The sequence below is a fragment of the Streptomyces sp. NPDC096012 genome (assembly GCF_040426375.1).
GTDB lineage: Bacteria > Actinomycetota > Actinomycetes > Streptomycetales > Streptomycetaceae > Streptomyces.
Window position 1 is genome coordinate 186,155 of the sequence record NZ_JBEOTD010000006.1, and the last position, 17,206, is coordinate 203,360.

14 protein-coding genes and 1 pseudogene are annotated in these 17,206 nt (G+C 73.5%); 4 read left to right on the forward strand and 11 right to left on the reverse strand.

All coding sequences use genetic code 11. From position 1 onward, the window contains the following. Positions 1–278 precede the first annotated feature (278 nt). The 5 genes from ABVB68_RS09375 to ABVB68_RS09400 all read right to left on the reverse strand — a co-directional run bounded on the left by ABVB68_RS09375 (position 279) and on the right by ABVB68_RS09400 (position 6,479). Positions 279–944, reverse strand: a complete 666-nt coding sequence (locus ABVB68_RS09375) for an amidohydrolase family protein (RefSeq protein WP_353600416.1) — start codon at positions 942–944, stop codon at positions 279–281. 7 nt (positions 945–951) lie between these two features. After that, positions 952–2,151: a cyclic dehypoxanthinyl futalosine synthase gene (gene mqnC / locus ABVB68_RS09380; RefSeq protein ID WP_353600417.1), complete on the reverse strand. Its 1,200-nt coding sequence runs from the start codon at positions 2,149–2,151 to the stop codon at positions 952–954. Between the two features lie 72 nt (positions 2,152–2,223). Further along, on the reverse strand, positions 2,224–2,955 hold the full coding sequence (locus ABVB68_RS09385) for a prepilin peptidase (RefSeq protein WP_503006055.1): 732 nt from the start codon (positions 2,953–2,955) through the stop codon (positions 2,224–2,226). 435 nt (positions 2,956–3,390) lie between these two features. Continuing rightward, on the reverse strand, positions 3,391–5,580 hold the full coding sequence (locus ABVB68_RS09395) for a serine/threonine-protein kinase (RefSeq protein WP_353600418.1): 2,190 nt from the start codon (positions 5,578–5,580) through the stop codon (positions 3,391–3,393). Positions 5,581–5,630: 50 nt separating this feature from the next. Then, on the reverse strand, positions 5,631–6,479 hold the full coding sequence (locus ABVB68_RS09400) for a menaquinone biosynthetic enzyme MqnA/MqnD family protein (RefSeq protein ID WP_353600419.1): 849 nt from the start codon (positions 6,477–6,479) through the stop codon (positions 5,631–5,633). A 286-nt stretch (positions 6,480–6,765) separates the two neighbouring features. Between ABVB68_RS09400 and ABVB68_RS09405 the strand changes: the two genes are divergently transcribed. After that, entirely contained in the window at positions 6,766–6,969 is a 204-nt protein-coding gene (locus tag ABVB68_RS09405; protein WP_003998944.1) for a cold-shock protein, read from the forward strand. 363 nt (positions 6,970–7,332) lie between these two features. On the opposite strand, the pseudogene ABVB68_RS09410 reads toward ABVB68_RS09405, so the two are convergent. From ABVB68_RS09410 to ABVB68_RS09420, 3 genes and pseudogenes are all read right to left on the reverse strand, one after another. After that, positions 7,333–8,065: pseudogene (locus ABVB68_RS09410) on the reverse strand (serine/threonine-protein kinase); the annotation flags it as partial. 125 nt (positions 8,066–8,190) lie between these two features. Continuing rightward, a complete protein-coding gene (locus tag ABVB68_RS09415) occupies positions 8,191–8,442 on the reverse strand; it encodes a DUF397 domain-containing protein (protein ID WP_353600420.1) in 252 nt (83 codons plus the stop codon). Beyond that, positions 8,439–9,293: a helix-turn-helix domain-containing protein gene (locus tag ABVB68_RS09420; RefSeq protein ID WP_353600488.1), complete on the reverse strand. Its 855-nt coding sequence runs from the start codon at positions 9,291–9,293 to the stop codon at positions 8,439–8,441. Before ABVB68_RS09420 ends, ABVB68_RS09415 begins: the two co-directional genes overlap by 4 nt. A 110-nt stretch (positions 9,294–9,403) precedes the next feature. On the opposite strand from ABVB68_RS09420, the gene ABVB68_RS09425 reads away from it, so the two are divergent. After that, positions 9,404–9,892, forward strand: coding sequence for an ATP-binding protein (locus ABVB68_RS09425; protein WP_353600421.1), 489 nt, complete (start codon positions 9,404–9,406; stop codon positions 9,890–9,892). On the opposite strand, the gene ABVB68_RS09430 is transcribed toward ABVB68_RS09425, so the two are convergent. From ABVB68_RS09430 to ABVB68_RS09440, 3 genes are all read right to left on the reverse strand, one after another. Continuing rightward, entirely contained in the window at positions 9,822–10,724 is a 903-nt protein-coding gene (locus tag ABVB68_RS09430) for a LysR family transcriptional regulator (RefSeq protein WP_353600489.1), read from the reverse strand. The genes ABVB68_RS09425 and ABVB68_RS09430 overlap by 71 nt on opposite strands. Positions 10,725–10,865: 141 nt before the next feature. Then, positions 10,866–12,833, reverse strand: coding sequence for an AMP-dependent synthetase/ligase (locus tag ABVB68_RS09435; protein ID WP_503006053.1), 1,968 nt, complete (start codon positions 12,831–12,833; stop codon positions 10,866–10,868). 418 nt (positions 12,834–13,251) lie between these two features. Continuing rightward, positions 13,252–14,538 carry an acetyl-CoA C-acetyltransferase gene (locus ABVB68_RS09440; protein ID WP_353600491.1) on the reverse strand — a complete coding sequence of 429 codons (1,287 nt, stop codon included), beginning with the start codon at positions 14,536–14,538 and terminating at the stop codon, positions 13,252–13,254. A gap of 128 nt (positions 14,539–14,666) precedes the next feature. Here ABVB68_RS09440 and ABVB68_RS09445 point away from each other — a divergent pair, with 128 nt between their 5' ends. After that, positions 14,667–15,968, forward strand: a complete 1,302-nt coding sequence (locus tag ABVB68_RS09445; RefSeq protein WP_353600422.1) for a 3-oxoacyl-ACP reductase — start codon at positions 14,667–14,669, stop codon at positions 15,966–15,968. After that, positions 15,968–16,948: a MaoC/PaaZ C-terminal domain-containing protein gene (locus ABVB68_RS09450; RefSeq protein ID WP_353600423.1), complete on the forward strand. Its 981-nt coding sequence runs from the start codon at positions 15,968–15,970 to the stop codon at positions 16,946–16,948. Before ABVB68_RS09445 ends, ABVB68_RS09450 begins: the two co-directional genes overlap by 1 nt. Positions 16,949–17,206: the final 258 nt, after the last annotated feature.

Below are 17,206 nucleotides of genomic sequence, written 5' to 3' on the forward strand. Positions count from 1 at the left end.
CGCCGGCTGCCCGCGCGCGCCGCACCGTCCTCGGCCGGCGGACCGCCGCCGACACCAACCGGTGAGCCGCGCCCGGCCGGCGCACCGCCGCCGACACCAACCGGTCCGCCGCACCCGCCCCCAACCGGCCAGCGAGCCCCGGCCACCAACCGGTCAGCAAGCCCCGCACACAACGCGTTCAGCAAGCCCCGCACGCAACCCGGTCGGCGAGCCCGGTACGCAACCCGGCCAGCGAGCCCCGTACAGCGACCGGCCGGCAGACCCCGTACACCAACCGGTCAGCGGCCCCGGTACACCAGGCGGCCGGCCAGTACGGTCGCCACGCAGGTCGACCCGCCGCGCTCACGCAGGGTCGGCTCGTCGGGTACGTCGAACACGGCCAGGTCGGCCCGGCCGCCGACGGTCAGGGGGCCGTGGACGGTGCCGGGCAGGTCGTACCCCTCGGCGAACGGGTCGAGGCCGGGCCGTTCGCCGAGCGGCATGCCGCCGGGGGCGCCCGTGATCCCCACGACGGCCAGCCCGGACCGGGCGACGGCCGTGGCCACCAGCGGATCGGGGAAACGGCCTCCGGGTGAGGCGACCGCGGTCGTGCCGTAGCGGAGCATCCGCTGCAGACCGCGCCGGACGCTGCCCGCCCAGCGGGTCTCGGTGAGGTCGCCCAGTGCGGCCAACCGCTCGCCCCACAGGGGCAGTTCACCGAGTTCGCCGGCCTCGCGCGGGTCGGGGTGGTAGCACTGGCGCAGCAGCCACAGCGGGTGCCACTGGCGCAGCCCGGGTGTGAGCACGCCCGGCCAGCGCCGCGTCCGCGCGCCCGGCGCACCGGCGGCGACCTGCTCGTACGGCCCGACCGCCGTGATCCGGTCGCCGTCCACCAGGACCGCTCCGTCCGCCACGGGTGCCGTGCCCACCGGCAGGACCAGTGGGGCGGCGTGGATCGTCAGCACCGTCGGCTCAGTCGGACACGAGCAGCTTCAGTTCGGGGTGGGCCGTGCCGCCCTCGATCGCCGTGGAGGAGATGTGGGAGACCACGCGGTCGTCGACGGGGTCGTTCGCCGGGTCGTCGTGCACGACGAGGTGCTCGTACGTCGTCGCGCGCTGCGCCGGTACCCGGCCCGCCTTGCGGATCAGGTCGATGATCTCCAGGCGGTTGGAGCGGTGCTTGGCGCCGGCCGAGGAGACCACGTTCTCCTCCAGCATGATCGAGCCGAGGTCGTCCGCGCCGTAGTGCAGGGAGAGCTGGCCGACCTCCTTGCCGGTGGTGAGCCAGGAGCCCTGGATGTGCCGGACGTTGTCGAGGAAGAGGCGGCTGATCGCGATCATCCGCAGATACTCGAAGATCGTGGCCTGGGTGCGGCCCTTCAGGTGGTTGTTCTCGGGCTGGTAGGTGTACGGGATGAAGGCGCGGAAGCCGCCCGTGCGGTCCTGTACGTCCCGGATCATGCGCAGGTGCTCGATGCGCTCGGCGTTGGTCTCGCCCGTGCCCATGAGCATGGTGGAGGTGGACTCCACGCCGAGCCGGTGCGCGGCCTCCATGATCTCCAGCCAGCGCTCGCCGCTCTCCTTCAGCGGGGCGATGGCCTTGCGGGGCCGCTCGGGGAGCAGTTCCGCACCGGCGCCGGCGAAGGAGTCCAGACCGGCCTCGTGGATGCGGGTGATGGCCTCCTCGACCGACACACCGGAGATCCGGGCCATGTGCTCGACCTCGGAGGCGCCCAGCGAGTGGATCACCAGCTGCGGGAAGGCGTCCTTGATGGCCTTGAAGTGCTTCTCGTAGTACTCGACGCCGTAGTCCGGGTGGTGGCCGCCCTGGAACATGATCTGGGTGCCGCCCAGTTCGACGGTCTCCGCGCACCGGCGCAGGATGTCGTCGAGGTCGCGGGTCCAGCCCTTCGCGGTGTCCTTGGGGGCCGCGTAGAAGGCGCAGAACTTGCACGCCGTGACGCACACGTTCGTGTAGTTGATGTTGCGCTCGATGATGTACGTCGCGATGTGCTCGGTGCCCGCGTACATGCGGCGGCGTACGGCGTCGGCGGCGGCGCCCAGGGCGTGCAGGGGCGCGTCGCGGTAGAGGACGAGTGCCTCTTCCGGGGTGATCCGCCCACCGGCTGCGGCACGGTCGAGGACAGACTGGAGGTCGGCCTGCTCTGTCACCAGGGCGTCCCTTTCGTCAAGGGGTGTGGACGGACCGAACCAGCCTACGCCAGCCGTTTCGCACCGAAGACGTCAGGCCGTGTACGCGCCGACCAGCAGCCCGGCGAGGGCACCGGCCAGCAGGAACGGGCCGAACGGGATCGCCGTCTTACGGCCCGCCCGCCGGACGACGACGAGCGCGCCGCCGTAGAGGGCGCCGAGCAGGAACCCGGCGAAGGTGCCGAGCAGGACGGTGGACCAGCCGTACCAGCCGAGTACGGCGCCCGCGCCCACGGCCAGTTTCACGTCGCCGAAGCCCATGCCCGCCGGGTTGACGCGGAACAGGACGTAATAGCCGGCGCCGAGGGCGAGGGCGCCGTAGAGCGCGGTGAGCCAGTGCCCGGCGTGCTCGGGCAGCAGCGCGGCGAGGCCCAGCAGTGCGAGCGCGGCCGCGGCGAGCGGCAGGGTCAGCGGGTCGGGCAGCCGCTGCACCCGGACGTCCACCACGGCCAGCAGGACGCCGACCGGCGCGAGCAGCAGCCAGACCGCCAGCTCGGGCCGGGTGCCGGTGGCGGCGGCGAGCGCGGCGCAGATGAGTGCGGTGACGGCGGCCGGCAGGAGCGGGGTGGTGCCGTACGGCGTGCTGAGGCTGTCGCGGTACGGCGCGGAAGGCGCGCTACGCCGAAGGCCGGCGCCGGCGTGCGTGCCGCCGTGCACGTCGACTTCCGCGGCACCGTGCGCGTCAACTTCCACGCCGCCATCCGCAGCACCCCCCACGGCACCCCCAGCGTCGGCCTCCGCGCCGCCATCCGCGGCACCCCCCACGGCACCCCCAGCGTCGGCCTCCACGCCGCCATCCGCAGCACCCCCCACGGCACCCCCAGCGTCGGCCTCCGCGCCGCCATCCGCGGCACCCCCCGCGTCGGCCTCCGCGGCACCGTTCGCGTCAGCGTCGGCGGCACCGTTCACGTCAGCCTCCGCGGCACCCCCCGTCTCGGCCTCCGCTCCACCATCCGCCGCGCCGTCCGCGCACGCACCGCACCGCGTGCCACCCAGCCATCCCCGGATCGGGTGACCGGCCGGGCACCGGTCCCGCCAGGGCTCGCCCGTCGGTACGGCGAACCGGAGGGCGGCGCGCGGCAGCAGGGCTCCGGCCAGCGCGCCCCACAGCCCGGCGACGGTCACCAGCAGGCTCGTGCTCGTCTCGACCGTGCTCATCGGGTCACGCCTCCACTCGGCATCGCCGCACCCCCGCCGTCGCTAGTGGACCCTCGACATCCGCGAAACCGGTTTGCCTTCGTCCGAACTGTCCGATGTGTACCGCAGATCGTGGCCGACCGGTGTCAACTCCACCTGGTGCGGGGAGGGGTTGCAACCGGCGTGGTTGCCGGGGGCGCCCACCGAGGTCGCGAGGATCCGGGTCCCGGTCACCTTCTTCAGGAGGAGCGTGTCGTCGCAGACGGCGCCGATCTGGTCGGTCTGCCGCAGTCGCCCCATCTCCTGGCCCACGCGCGCCTGCCGCACGGTGAGCCGGAAGGTGCCCATGGGGAGGGCGCCGCCGAGACCGGTGGCCTGCCCCTCCCAGGTACCGAGGTAGCGGGCCGGAACGGCGCCCGGCTGGTCGTCCTTCCCTCCGGGACTGCCGTCGGAGGCGGTCGGTGCCGGGGATTGGGCGGCGCCCCCCGAGGTCGGGTCCGACGAACGGGCGGTGCCGCCCGAGGTCGGGGTCGAGGAGTAGGCGGAGCCGCTTCCCGCCTGGGTGTCGTCGCCGCCCGCCTGGAACCACGGCCGCATCAGCATGCCGAGCCCCAGGGTGGCCACGGCCAGCGCCCCGGCGACGGCCACCGCCACCGTGCAGCTCAGCCGGCGCCCACGGTCGCCTTCCACGGGCCCGGAGGCCGCGGCCACGCTGAGGGAGACGCGGCCGGGAGGCGGCACATCCCACGGCACGGGCACACCCGCCGACGCCCCGGAGGCGGCTGCGGCGTCCGCCCCGGGGCCGGTTCCGGCCGCAGACCCGGAAGGCACCCCGGCTGGGGACCCGGAATCGGCCCGGGCCACCCCCGAAGCGGTTTCGGCGGCCGCCCCGGGGCCGATTCCGGCCGCAGACCCGGAAGCCCTCCCGGCCCCGGACCCGGAAGGCCCCCCGGTCGCGGACCCGGACCCGGAAGCCCTCCCGGCCGCAGACCCGGGATCGGCTCCGGCCACCCCCGAAGCGGTGTCGGCGGCCGTTCCGGACGGGGCCGTCACCGGCGCGCCCGTCGGCATGACGGGTGCCGGGCCGAACACACCGGCCCACGCCGGCGCGACGCGTCCGGCGGATCCGGCGCTCCCCGCGCTGTCGGGCCCGGACCCCCGCGCGCTGTCGGGCCCGGACCGCCCCGAACTGTCCGGCCCGGCCGGCCCGGCGAGGTCGGCCCCCGCCGCCTCCGCAGCGCCCGGCCCCGCCGCCTCCGCGGCGCCCGGCCCCGGCTCCCCCCTGCCGTCGGCGCCTCGCTCCCCCACGGCGATCGACAGGCCGCTGAAGTCCACCGGGCCCGAGTGGGGCGGCTCGCTCGTGTCCAGGTTGAGGAGATGTACGGCGCTGCGGCTGACCTGTTCCACCAGTGGGCCGGGCAGCCAGCCGCCCGCGATCAGGCGGGCGGTGCCTTCCGGGGCGAGTCGTCGGGCCAGCTCGGCGGGGGCGGGCCGGGCCGCCGGGTCCTTGGCGAGGCAGGCCGCCACCAGCTCTCGCATCTCACCGTCGAGGGAGCCGAGTTCGGGCTCCTCGTGGACGACCTTGTAGAGCAGGGCAGCGGAGGAGTCGCCCCGGAAGGGCGGTTCACCGAGAGCCGCGCAGGCGAGGACGGCGCCGAGGGAGAAGACGTCGGCGGCGCCGCTGACGCCCCTGCCGAGGACCTGCTCCGGCGACATGTAGCCCGGCGACCCGATGGAGACGCCGGTGGAGGTCAGGGACGCCGTCGCGGCCATGGCCCGGGCGATGCCGAAGTCGATCAGCAGGGGGCCGTCCAGGGTCAGCAGGACGTTGGACGGCTTCACGTCGCGGTGGACGAGACCCAGTTCGTGCACCGCCGTCAGCGCCTCGGCGAGGCCCGCGCCCAGGGCCCGTACGGTGTGCGCGGGCAGTGGGCCGCCGCCGGTGACGGCCGCCGCGAGGGACGGGCCGGCCGCGTAGGCGGTGGCGACCCAGGGGACCGGCGCGTCCGGGTCCGCGTCCAGCACGGGCGCGGTCCAGGCACCGCCGACCCGGCGTGCGGCCGCCACCTCGCGCCGGAAGCGGGCGCGGAACTCCTCGTCCCGGGCGAAGTGCGGGTGCACGATCTTCACGGCGACCGTGCGGCCCCCCGCACTGCGGCCCAGATAGACCCGGCCCATGCCGCCGGAGCCCAGCCGGCCGAGCAGCCGGTAGGGCCCGATGCCGGCCGGCTCGTCGGCTTCCAGCGGCTGCATGGCGCACTCTCCCCCCAACGCCTTGTGCGCAGCAGCCTAGTGACTCGCCATCAGGGCCGCAGCAGGTCCACCTTCACGTCCGCGGGGAAGCCGGTCGTCGGGCCGACCCGGCGGGCGAACTCGGCGACGGCCGCCAGCTGCGAGGGGCCGAAGCTGAAGTCGAGGGTGGTGAAGTACTGCGCCAGGGTCGCCTCGTCGAACGCCTCCCAGCGGGCGGCCTGTTCGGCGACCTTGCCGACCTCCTCCAGGGAGAGGTCGCGGGAGGCGAGGAAGGCCTCGTGGACCTGCCCGGTGATGGCCGACTCGCGCTCCAGGTAGTCGCGGCGGGCCGCCCAGACCGCGAAGACGAACGGCAGGCCGGTCCACTCCTTCCAGAGCGCGCCGAGGTCGTGCACCTGGAGGCCGTAGCGCGGCCCGTCCAGGAGGTTCGCGCGCAGGGCGGCGTCGCCGATGAGTACGGCGGCCTCCGCCTCCTGCATCATCAGGCTGAGGTCGGGCGGGCAGGTGTAGTAGTCGGGCCGCACGCCGTAGCGGTCGGCCAGCAGGAGCTGGGCCAGCCGGACCGAGGTGCGGGAGGTCGAGCCGAGGGCGACCCGGGCGCCGTCCAGCCGGTCGAGGGGCACCTGGGAGACGATCACGCAGGACATCACCGGGCCGTCGCAGCCGACGGCGATGTCCGGGAAGGCGACCAGCTCGTCCGCGTGCTTGAGGAACTCGACCAGGGTGATGGGCCCGATGTCGAGATCGCCGCGCACCAGCTGCTCGCTGAGCTTCTCCGGGGTGTCCTTGGTCAGCTCGAAGTCGAGGAGCGTGCCGGTTCTCGCGAGCCCCCAGTAGAGGGGCAGGCAGTTCAGGAACTGGATGTGGCCGACGCGCGGCCGGGTGCGGGAATTGTCCACATCGCGAGGCTAGACCCCGTGCGGTGGCGCGCGCGGACCGACCCCACCGCCGGACGGGCTAGCGAACGTTCAAACATCCGGGTGAAGTGATCTTGGCCTCTATTGCTTTCGGGTCCCTGCATGCTAGGCTCGCCGCAAGTTGCAGTTTGGTTTCCCTTGCAGTACAGAGCCTGCGGAGCATGTGACCGCGGGCTCTCGTCGTTTTCAGACGAATGCAGTTGTGCAGCACCGTTTCGCACGTGCAGGTTCTGGAGCAGGGCAACCCTTTTGGGCCCAAGGAGGGCTTATGGCTACCGGAACCGTGAAGTGGTTCAACGCCGAAAAGGGCTTTGGCTTCATCGCCCAGGAGGGCGGCGGCCCCGACGTCTTCGTTCACTACTCCGCGATCAACGCCAGCGGCTTCCGCTCCCTCGAGGAGAACCAGGCCGTTAGCTTCGACGTGACGCAGGGCCCGAAGGGTCCTCAGGCGGAGAACGTCACCCCCGTCTGATCACTGCCTGATCGCAGAACCTGAGAGCAGTACCCAAGGAGCCCCGCGCCTCACGGCAACGGGGCTCCTGCCTTTTCCGGCCCCTTTCCGGCACCTTCCGGCGGCCTTGCGGCCGGCCCTTTATGTGAATTCCCGGCGAATTCTCTCCGTGCGCCGCACGACGGGGGCAAAGGCCGTGCCCGGCACCAGCGCCCCGTACGAGTGAGCCGCGTTTGACGGCGGGTCGTGTCGGCGCGCTCGGCGGCACCGGCCGCCGGTCCCGCTCGCCCTCGCCGGCCTGTTCCCGCCCCGCCGCCCGGCCGTCCTCGGAGCCGCCGTGTCAGGCGGCCCCGCGCCAGATCGTCAGCTCCCCGTCGAGGAAGGGAGCGTCTCGGGCAGCGGGGACAGATCGGGCTCGGAGTGAACGATCCGGTACAGCAGGTTGACTCCGGAGCCCTCGCCGTACAGCGGCCTGCCCAGCGCCGCGAACGCCGCCGTCTGAGCCAGCGCGAAGACGTCGGTGGCCGCCGTGACCTCGTCCCCGGACGCATGTTCCGGAGCCATGTACGCGGGCGTGCCGATCGTGTTGCCCGTCGCCGTGTACGACGTCCCGTCCGCCGCCAGCGCGATACCGAAGTCGATCACCGCGGCCCGTCGGCGGCCAGCAGCACGTTCGACGGCTTCAGGTCCCGGTGCACGATGCCCTCGGCGTGGATGGCCTGCAGCGCCTCGGCCACGCCCGCCATCAGCCACAGCACCGCGGGCACCGGCAATGGCCCGCGCCGTGCGACGGCCTCCGTGAGGGACGGCCCCGGCACGTACAGCGTGGCCAGCCACGGCGGTACGCCGTCCGCGTCCGCGTCGATCAGCTCGGCGGTGTACGCCCCCGCACCCGCCGGGCCGCCTTGATCTCCCGGCCGAGCCGGCGCCGGAAGTCCGGGTCGTCGGCCAGCTCCGGCCGCACCACCTTGATCGCCACGGGACGGCCGCCCTGGGTGTGCGAGAGGTAGACGCGTCCCATGCCGCCGGCGCCCAGCCGGGCCGCGAGCCGGTACCCCGCCACCACCGGCGGATCGTCCGCCTGAAGTGGCTGGAAGACGTCCGTCGCACGGTCCATCGGCCCACTACCCCCCGTTTGGATGCTCTGGCCAAGAGCAGCAGCCTAAACGGAGCGCCGGTGCGGCCCGCCACGGTCCATCCCCATGACCGACGCCGAGGTTTTCCCGGCCGCCGAACGCCGAGTCAGCCCCGCGGTTCCTTCTCGCCCAGAAGGAACGCCGACCAGGCGGCGGGGGCGACGGTGAGGTGAGCGGCGGCCGGCTGCTTCGAGTCGCGGATGTGGATGGCGGTGGGGTGGGGGGCGACCTCTACGCACTCGCCGCCTCCGCCGCTGCTGTAGGTGGACTTGCGCCAGGTGTAGGCCAGTTCGAGGCACTGGCCGCCCTCGCCACTGCTGTGGCTGCTCTTGAACCAGCTGAGTTCGACACTACTCATAGCCGTCCCCGCAGTTTCTCAATCAGGTCCAGCGACTCACTGGGACGCAGGGCCTGCGCTCTGAGGAGCCCATAGCGTTCGGCCAAGACGCTCACTTCTTCCGCGTCGGTGATGAGCCGTGGATACGTGTGGATCTCCACGTACGCTACCTGCCCTCCTTTGCGGACCGTCAGTAGGTTGAACGGTCCGTCCAGGCTGGGCTGTTCCGAGCGCTCCATCGGCATCACCTGAAGCTCGACAGTCCGCAAGCTGCCGATTCGAAGCAGGTTCTGGAGCTGGTCCGCCTGTACCTCCCGGCCCCCCAGGGGGCGCAGCAGCACACTCTCATCCAGCAGGAAGCTGAAGGTGGCGGATGGCCAGATGTCGAACTTCCGCTGGCGGGCCATTCGGTCGGCCACCCGCTTAGCGATCGTCTCCTCACTCAGCAATGGTCGCCACTGGGCGAACACCGCCTCGGCGTAGCCCTCGGTCTGAAGAAGCCCCGGCACCAACAGGTTGCTGTAGACGTGCAGGGCCGAGGCCTGCTCCTCCAGCGCCGCATAACCCCGATACCACTCCGGATGCCGCGTCCGAGCCCTGCTCATCGCCTCCTCGACCTGAGAGATGACCTCGGTGAACAGCCCGCCGGCGTCGAGGACTTCGTCCGCCTTGCGCAACAGCTCCGGCCTCGGCGTCCGCACCCCCCGCTCCACGGCCGAGATCAGATCGGGGCCGTACCCCACCAGGGTGCCGAACTCCTTCTGTCCCAGCCCCGCCTTCTCCCTCAGTAACTTCAGCTGCTTGCCGATGACGACGAAGACCGCCGCCGCCCCGTTCGCCTCCGCCGGAGTCTCCGGCCTCCGCTCCTCCAGCACGCCACCCTCCCGACACCCGTACTCCAGGCATACCGCACCCGTACGACTACGGACAGTCGCCGAGTCGCCCCTGGTCAGCGTAGAGAGACGCCGCCACGCTCGGTGACGTGAACGTACGAATCTCCACCCCCCGAAGTGCCGAACTCGTCCAGCGGCTGAGCGCGACGCCCCGCGGTGCCCGGCTGGCCCGGCGGCTCACCGGTAGCGCGCTCGACGGCTGGGGGTATCCGCACGACGGCGACCTCAGTCACGCCGCTCAGCTGGTCGTGGCCGAACTCGCCGCCAACGCCGTCACCCACGGTCGCGTCCCCGGGCGGGACTTCGAGCTGCGGCTGATCCTGCTCCGGGACCGGGACACCCTGCGTATCGAGGTGAGCGACGCCCGCGGCGACCGCACTCTGCGGTTCCTGGACGGGGGCCTGCTGGACGAGCACGGCCGGGGTCTCGTCGTCGTACAGGTGCTGGCCGCGCTCTGGGGTGTCACGCCGAGGGAGGTCGGCAAGACCGTCTGGGCGGAGTTGCCGCTCAGCCCGAGGCGGGCGCGGCGACCCGGCACTCCACGACCGTGTCCGCGAACGCCCGCGCCGGAGGGCTGAGCGCGTCCCAGCGGCGGACCGCCCAGCCGACGGGGAGGGGACGGAGGCCGGGCAGCGGGATCAGCCGCAGGGAGCTCTCGCCGGGGACCGGCAGGCCGGGTACGGCGGGTACGACCGCCCGCCCCACGCCCAGCTCGGCGAGCAACAGTGCCGTGTCCCAGTCGGCCACGCTCGGCTCGTAGGCGAAGCGGACGCCCCGCTCGGCGCACGCGGCGTCCAGGTGGGCGGCGGACGTGGAGTTCGGCGGGAGGCGGATGAGCCGGACCTCGGCCAGTTCGGCGGGATCCAGGTGCGGGCGGCCGGCCAGGGGGTCGGTGGCGTGCACGGCGAGGAGCCACGGCAGCTCCACGACCGTACGCTGCTCGATGCCCCGCACCGGCGGGCCGATGGTGATCCAGGCGAGGTCGAGGGTGCCGTCGGCGAGGGCGTCGAAGGTGCCCCGGCCCGAACTGACCGTCCGGAACTCCAGGTTCACCTGGGGGTGGCGGCGGCGGAAGGTGACGACCGCGTCGGACATGAAGTGCCGGACGGTCGTCGCGCCGGTGGCGACGCGGACGTGGCCGCTGTGGCCGTCGAGCAGGTCGCGCAGCTGCCGTACGGCCAGGTCGAGACCGGAGATGCCCTCGGCCGCCGCGTTCTCCAGGAGCCGCCCGGCCTGGGTGGGGACGACTCCGCGCGGCCGGCGTTCCAGCAGGGCCACGCCGGTCTCCCGCTCCAGCCGTCTGACGTGCTGGCTGACGGCGGACTGGGTGCAGCCGAGGTCGCGGGCGACCGAACTGAGGCTGCCGGCCCGGCACACGGCCACGAACACACGGAGGTCGTCCAGAGTCACAACACCCAAGCTACTCCTTGGGTTTGGCGAGCGAACCCAAGGATTGACTGGGTCCGAGGGCCGTACGAGGATCGTGTGCGGGCCGCGACCGACCCAGGCGGCAACCCGCTCCACGCCCCGCCGAGTCCGGACGACGTGGGATCAGCGAGGAGCGGGTGCCGACCCCTCGTGCCGCTCGTACAGGGCCGACACCTGCGTGGCGAAGTCGCTCAGGATCTGGTCGCGGCGGAGCTTCATCGACGGGGTGAGGTGGCCCGACCATTCGGTGAAGTCGACCGGCAGTACGGCGAAGCGGCGGATGGACTCGGGGCGGGAGACCAGCCTGTTCGCCTCGTCCACCGCCCGCTGCAGGACCGCCGTCAGCTCCGGGTCGCCGATCAGGAGTTCCGGCGGCACGGGATGCTTGCCGATCATCTGGCGCCAGTGCGTGATGCCGTCGGGGTCGAGCGTGATGAGGGCCGAGATGTAGGGGAGGCCGTCGCCCACCAGCATCACCTGGGAGATCAGCGGATGCTGGCGCAGCCAGTTCTCCAGCGGGGCCGGGGCGACCGACTTGCCGCCCGCCGTGATCAGCAGTTCCTTCTTGCGGCCGGTGATGGTCAGGTAGCCCTCGTCGTCCAGCGCGCCGAGGTCGCCGGTGGGCAGCCAGCCGTCGCGGGTCGCGGGGACCACGCCGCCCGCCTGCGGGTCCCAGTAGCCGCGCAGCACGTGGTCCCCGGCCAGGAGGATCTCGCCGTCCGCGGCGATCCGCACGCGCGTGCCGGGCATCGGCCAGCCGACCGTGCCCAGGCGGGGCTTGAGGGGCGGGGTGACCGTGGCGGCGCCGGTGGTCTCGGTGAGACCGTAGCCCTCGAAGATCTCGATGCCCGCGCCCGCGTAGAAGGCGGCGAGGCGCCGGCCGAGCGGGGAGCCGCCGCAGATCGCGTGCCGGACGCGGCCGCCCATGGCGGCGCGCATCTTGCGGTAGACGAGCGGGTCGTAGAAGGTGCGCTGTGTCTTCAGGGCCCGGCTCGGTCCGTGGCCGGTGCCGGTCTGACGGGCCTCCAGCGCCTCGCCGTAGCGCTCGGCCACGGCCGCCGCCCGGTCGAAGGCCGCCGCCCGACCGCCCGCCTCCGCCTTGGCCCGCGCGGAGTTGTAGATCTTCTCCAGCATGTACGGGATCGTCAGCAGGCAGGTCGGCTGGAACGCGGCCAGGTCCGGCAGGAGGTCGGCCGGGGCGAGGCTGGGGGCGTGGCCGAGGCGTACCCGGGCGCGGACGCAGGCGATGGCCACCATCCGGCCGAAGACGTGGGACATGGGGAGGAAGAGGAGGACCGACGGCTCGTCGCCCTTCGCCTTGAAGACCGGGTGGAGGAGTTCGATCGCGTTGTCGACCTCGGCGAAGAAGTTGCCGTGCGAGAGGGCGCAGCCCTTGGGGCGGCCGGTGGTTCCCGAGGTGTAGATCAGCGTGGCGAGCGTGGCCGGGCCCATCATGCCCCGGCGTACGCCGATCTCGCCGTCCGGCACCGGGTCGCCCGCGTCGGCGAGCCGGGCCACGTGGTCCTTCTCCATCACCCACAGGTGGCGCAGCCCGGGCAGGTGCGGGAGTTCGGGGCCGATGGCGGCGGCCTGGGCGGCGGTCTCCGTGACCAGGGCGACGGCGCCGGAGTCGTGCAGGATCCAACGGGTCTGGAAGACGGAGGAGGTGGGATACACCGGGACCGTGACCAGACCGGCCGCCCAGGCGGCGAAGTCGAGCAGGGTCCACTCGTAGGTCGTGTTGGCCATGACGGCGATCCGGTCGCCGGGCATCAGGCCTTCGGCGATCAGCCCCTTGGCCACGGCCTGGACCTGCTCGGCGAACCCGGCGGCCGTCACGTCCGTCCAGCTCCCGTCGGACAGCTTGCGGCTGAGGACGACCGCGTGGGGAGCCGTCTCCGCGTTGTCGTACGGCAGGTCGGCGAGGGAGCCGTGGGTGACCGGGGGCGCGAACGGGGGGACCGACGCCTCCCGTACGGCGCCGTCCAGCCGTCGTACCTCGGGGGCGACCAGGACCGGGCGGCCGTCGTAGTCGGTGGCGTGGACCGGGGCCCCGGAGGAGACGGGGGTGTTCGGGTACGGGGTGGACACGGGCGGCTCCTCTGGCGTGCGTGCACCTGCGGTGGCCCCCGGGGCGGCAGGGGTTACCGCAGGTTAGGCAGGTGATCGTACGGCTCCGCTGTGAGGGGGTTGTGCGGGTATGGAGTTGATCCGGGGCCACTGATGTGCAGGCACCCGCGCACACTCGTACGGACCGTCGGGAGGGGGGTGTTCAGCGGCGTTGATGGTCGTTCAGGAGTGTTGAGGGGTGCGCCCGGGGGGTGTTGACGGGTGTTCAGCGGTGTCCGGACGCGCGAGGGCCGTCAAGGGCCCGTGGACTTCGGGCACTTCAGCACCCCGGAGACTTCCGGCTCACGAGCTCACGAGCTCACGAGCTCACGAGCTCAGGGGCGGAGGGGCGCCGGGGCGCCCGCGTTGAGGGGGTGAGGCGCTCAGGGGGGTGAGGCGCTCAGGGGCGTTCCAGGATCGCCGTCACTCCCTGGCCGCCCGCCGCGCAGACCGAGATCAGGCCGCGGGCCGGGCCCGGTCGTTCCGCGAGGAGCTTGGCCAGGGTGGCGACGATGCGGGCGCCGGTCGCGGCGAAGGGGTGGCCCGTGGCCAGCGAGGAACCCGCCACGTTCAGGCGGGAGCGGTCCAGCGGGGGCAGCCCCCGCTTCTCCCAGGCCGCCAGCGTGGCCAGCACCTGGGAGGCGAAGGCCTCATGGATCTCGACCAGGTCGAAGTCGGCCAGGTCCAGGCCGGTGCGCTCCAGCAGGCGCGGGACCGCGTACGCCGGTGCCATCAGCAGACCGTCCTCGCCGTCCGCCGCGTCACCGTGGACGAAGTCGACGGCGGCCGTCTCGTACGCGGTCAGGTAGGCGAGGGGTTCCTGGCCGTGCGCCTCGGCCCACTCCTCGCTCGCCAGCAGGACCAGCGCCGCGCCGTCGGTGAGCGGGGTCGAATTGCCCGCCGTCATGGTGGGGTCCGGGTGACCGAGGCCGAACACCGGCTTCAGGGCGGCCAGTTTCTCCGGGGTGGAGTCCGGGCGCAGGTTCTGGTCCCGGTCCAGGCCGCGGAAGGGGATCACCAGGTCCTGGAAGAAGCCCCGGTCGTAGGCGGCGGCCAGGCGCCGGTGGCTGCCGGCCGCCAGTTCGTCCTGGGCCTCGCGGGTGACGCCCCAGGCCCGGGCGGTGACCGCCGCGTGCTCGCCCATCGACAGACCGGTGCGCGGCTCGGCGTTGCGCGGGATGTCGGGGACGAGGTGCGCGGGGCGGACCCGGGACAGGGCCTTCAGGCGGGCGCGCGCCGACTTCGCCCGGCGGACCTCGAGCAGGATGCGGCGCAGGTCGTCGTTGACGCCGAGGGGCGCGTCGCTCGCGGTGTCGGCGCCGCCCGCGACGGCCGACTCGGTCTGGCCGAGGGCGATCTTGTTGGCGGCGGCGATGACGGCCTGCAGTCCGGTGCCGCAGGCCTGCTGGATGTCGTACGCGGGGGTGCGCGGGTCCAGCCGGGAGCCGAGGACGGTCTCGCGGGCGAGGTTGAAGTCCCGGCTGTGCTTGAGGACGGCACCGGCGACGAACTCTCCGACCGCGCCCGGCGCCCGCAGGCCGTGGCGGTCGGCCAGGCCGTTCAGGGCCGCGATGAGCATCTCCTGGTCGGAGGCGGTGGCGTAGGGGCCGTCGGAACGGGCGAACGGAATGCGGGTGCCGCCGAGCACCGCGACCCGGCGTACGCGGGGTGGCTCCAGGGGACTCATCTCGATCTGCTCCTCACCCACGTCGGTGGTCCTCGGCGATGGACCGCCCACAGTGGCCCACCTTGACTTACCTCCGGTAACCTTACTGCAGAGTAAGCAATTTCGACCGAGTCGCACGGGAGTTGGACATGGCCGACCGCTACCTGAGCTTCACCGGCACGACACCCGGCCGTTTCCTCACCCGGCGCCTGGGCCTGCCGCAGCCGGCCGAGCTGGTCCGGTGGTCGCAGGCGCGGCCCCTGCTGTCCGGCCCGTTGCTGCACCTGACCGCCGGGGCGTCCACCCTGGAACTCGGGCCCGTCCTCGCCCGCACGGGGCTGACGGCGGGCGACCGGGAACCCGCCGCGGTCGTCCTGGACGCCACCGGGGTGCGGGACGTCGACGCGCTCGCCGAGGTGCACGCGGCCCTCCACCCCGTCGTGCGGTCCGTCGCCCCGAGCGGCCGGGTGCTGGTGCTCGGCGCCCCGCTGGACCCCGCCGACCACCACCAGTCGGCCGCCCAGCAGGCGTTGGAAGGCTTCACCCGCTCGCTCGGCAAGGAGGCCGGACGGGGCCGGACCGTGAACCTGGTGCGGCTGACGGACGCCACCGCCGCCGAGTCCACCCTGCGGTTCCTCCTCTCCCCCAAGTCCGCCTATGTCAGCGGCCAGGTGATCGAGACGGGCGGCGGGGAGGTGACGGCCCCGGCCGACTGGGACCGGCCGCTCGCCGGGCGGACGGCACTGGTCACCGGGGCCGCGCGCGGGATCGGGGAGGCCGTCGCCGGGACGCTGGCGCGGGACGGCGCCCGGGTCGTGGTACTCGACGTGACGGCCGCCGAAGCGGACGCCCGCCGGGTCGCCGAACGCCTCGGCGGCACCGCCCTCACGCTCGACGTCACCGCCGCCGACGCGGGCGAGCGCATCGCCGCCGCCCTCCCCGACGGCCTGGACGTCCTCGTCCACAACGCCGGCGTCACCCGGGACCGGCGGCTGGTCAACATGCCCGCGGAACGCTGGAGTTCCGTCCTCGACGTCAACCTCGCGAGCGTGCTGCGCACCACCGACGCGCTGCTCGCCAAGGGCACCCTGCGCCCCGGCGGGCGGATCGTGGCCACCGCCTCCATCGCCGGGCTCGCGGGCAACGCGGGGCAGACCAACTACGGCGCGAGCAAGGCCGGTGTGGTGGGGCTCGTACGGTCCCTGGCGCCCCGCGCACTGGCCGGGCACGGGGTGACCGTCAACGCGGTGGCGCCCGGGTTCATCGAGACGAGGATGACGGCCGCGATCCCGCTGTTCGTGCGGGAGGCCGGGCGCCGGATGAACTCCCTCGCCCAGGGCGGGCGGCCGATCGACGTCGCCGAGACCATCGCCTGGCTGGCGCACCCGGCCTCCGGCACGGTCAACGGCCAGGTCGTCCGCGTCTGCGGCCAGAGCCTGCTGGGGGCCTGATGAACGCCGTCACGCTGACCGTCGCGCCCGCGCTCGGGCCGCTGCTGGCCCGGGGCGCCCTGCGCTCCCCCTTCAAGCGCCCGGCCCCGGACGCGGTGTTCCCGCGCACCCGGCTGGTCCTGCCCGGCCTGCGCGTGGACCTGGCCGGGCTGGCCGCCTACGAGCGGGTCTGCGGCTTCCCCACCGGCGAGCCGCACCTCCCGGTCACCTACCCGCACGTCCTCGGCTTCCCGCTGGCCATGCGGCTGATGAGCGACCGGGACTTTCCGCTGCCGCTGCTGGGGCTGGTCCACACCTCGGTCGAGATCGTCCGGTTCGCCGCGCTGCCCGCCGACGGGGAGTACGAACTGGCCGCGTGGGTCGAGGGGCTGGCACCGCACCGGCGCGGCACGGAGGCGACCGTGGTGACCGGGTTGCGGCTGGACGGGGACGTCGTCTGGGAGTCCCGCAGCACGTATCTCGCCCGGCACCGCACCGACAGGCGTCCGGCGTCGTCAGGGTCGGCCGAGTCCGTGGAGTCCGCGGAGCCGGCCGAAGCCGTCGAGCCCGTGGTGTCCGCCGAGTCCGTGGTGTCCGCCGAGTCCGTGGTGTCCGCCGAGTCCGCCGAGTCCGCCGAGTCCGCCGAGGCGTTGGAGGACGTCGTGCTGCCCGTCGTCGCCGAGTGGAGGATCGCCGGGGATGTGGGCCGGCGGTACGGTGCCGCGTCCGGGGACCGCAATCCGATCCATCTGCATCCGCTCACCGCGCGTCTGTTCGGGTTTCCGCGGGCCATCGCGCACGGGATGTGGACGGTGGCGCGGTGTCTGGCCGCGCACGGCACGCCCCCTGCGGCGGTCGTCCGGGCGCGGTTCCGGGCGCCGGTGCTGTTGCCGGGGACGGTGACGTACGGGGCGGACGGTGCCGGTCGCTTTGCCCTGCGGGGGGCGGGCGGCAGGCTTCATCTGGATGGTGAGGTGCGGGGGTTGTCGGGCGGGGGGTGAGGTCGCCGTCGTTTCGGTGCGGGTGCGTGGGGGTGTGGGGGCGCGGGTGGGTGGCTCGGCGTTTTCGGGTGCGGGTGCGTGGGGGTTTTCGCGCAGTTCCCCGCGCCCCCGAGGAGGGGGTGGGTGCCTCGCCGTTTCCGGGTGCGGGTGCGTGGGGGGTTTCGCGCAGTTCCCCGCGCCCCTGAAGTGGGGGTGGGTGCCTCGCCGTTTTCGGGTGCGGGTGCGTGGGGGTTTTCGCGCAGTTCCCCGCGCCCCTGA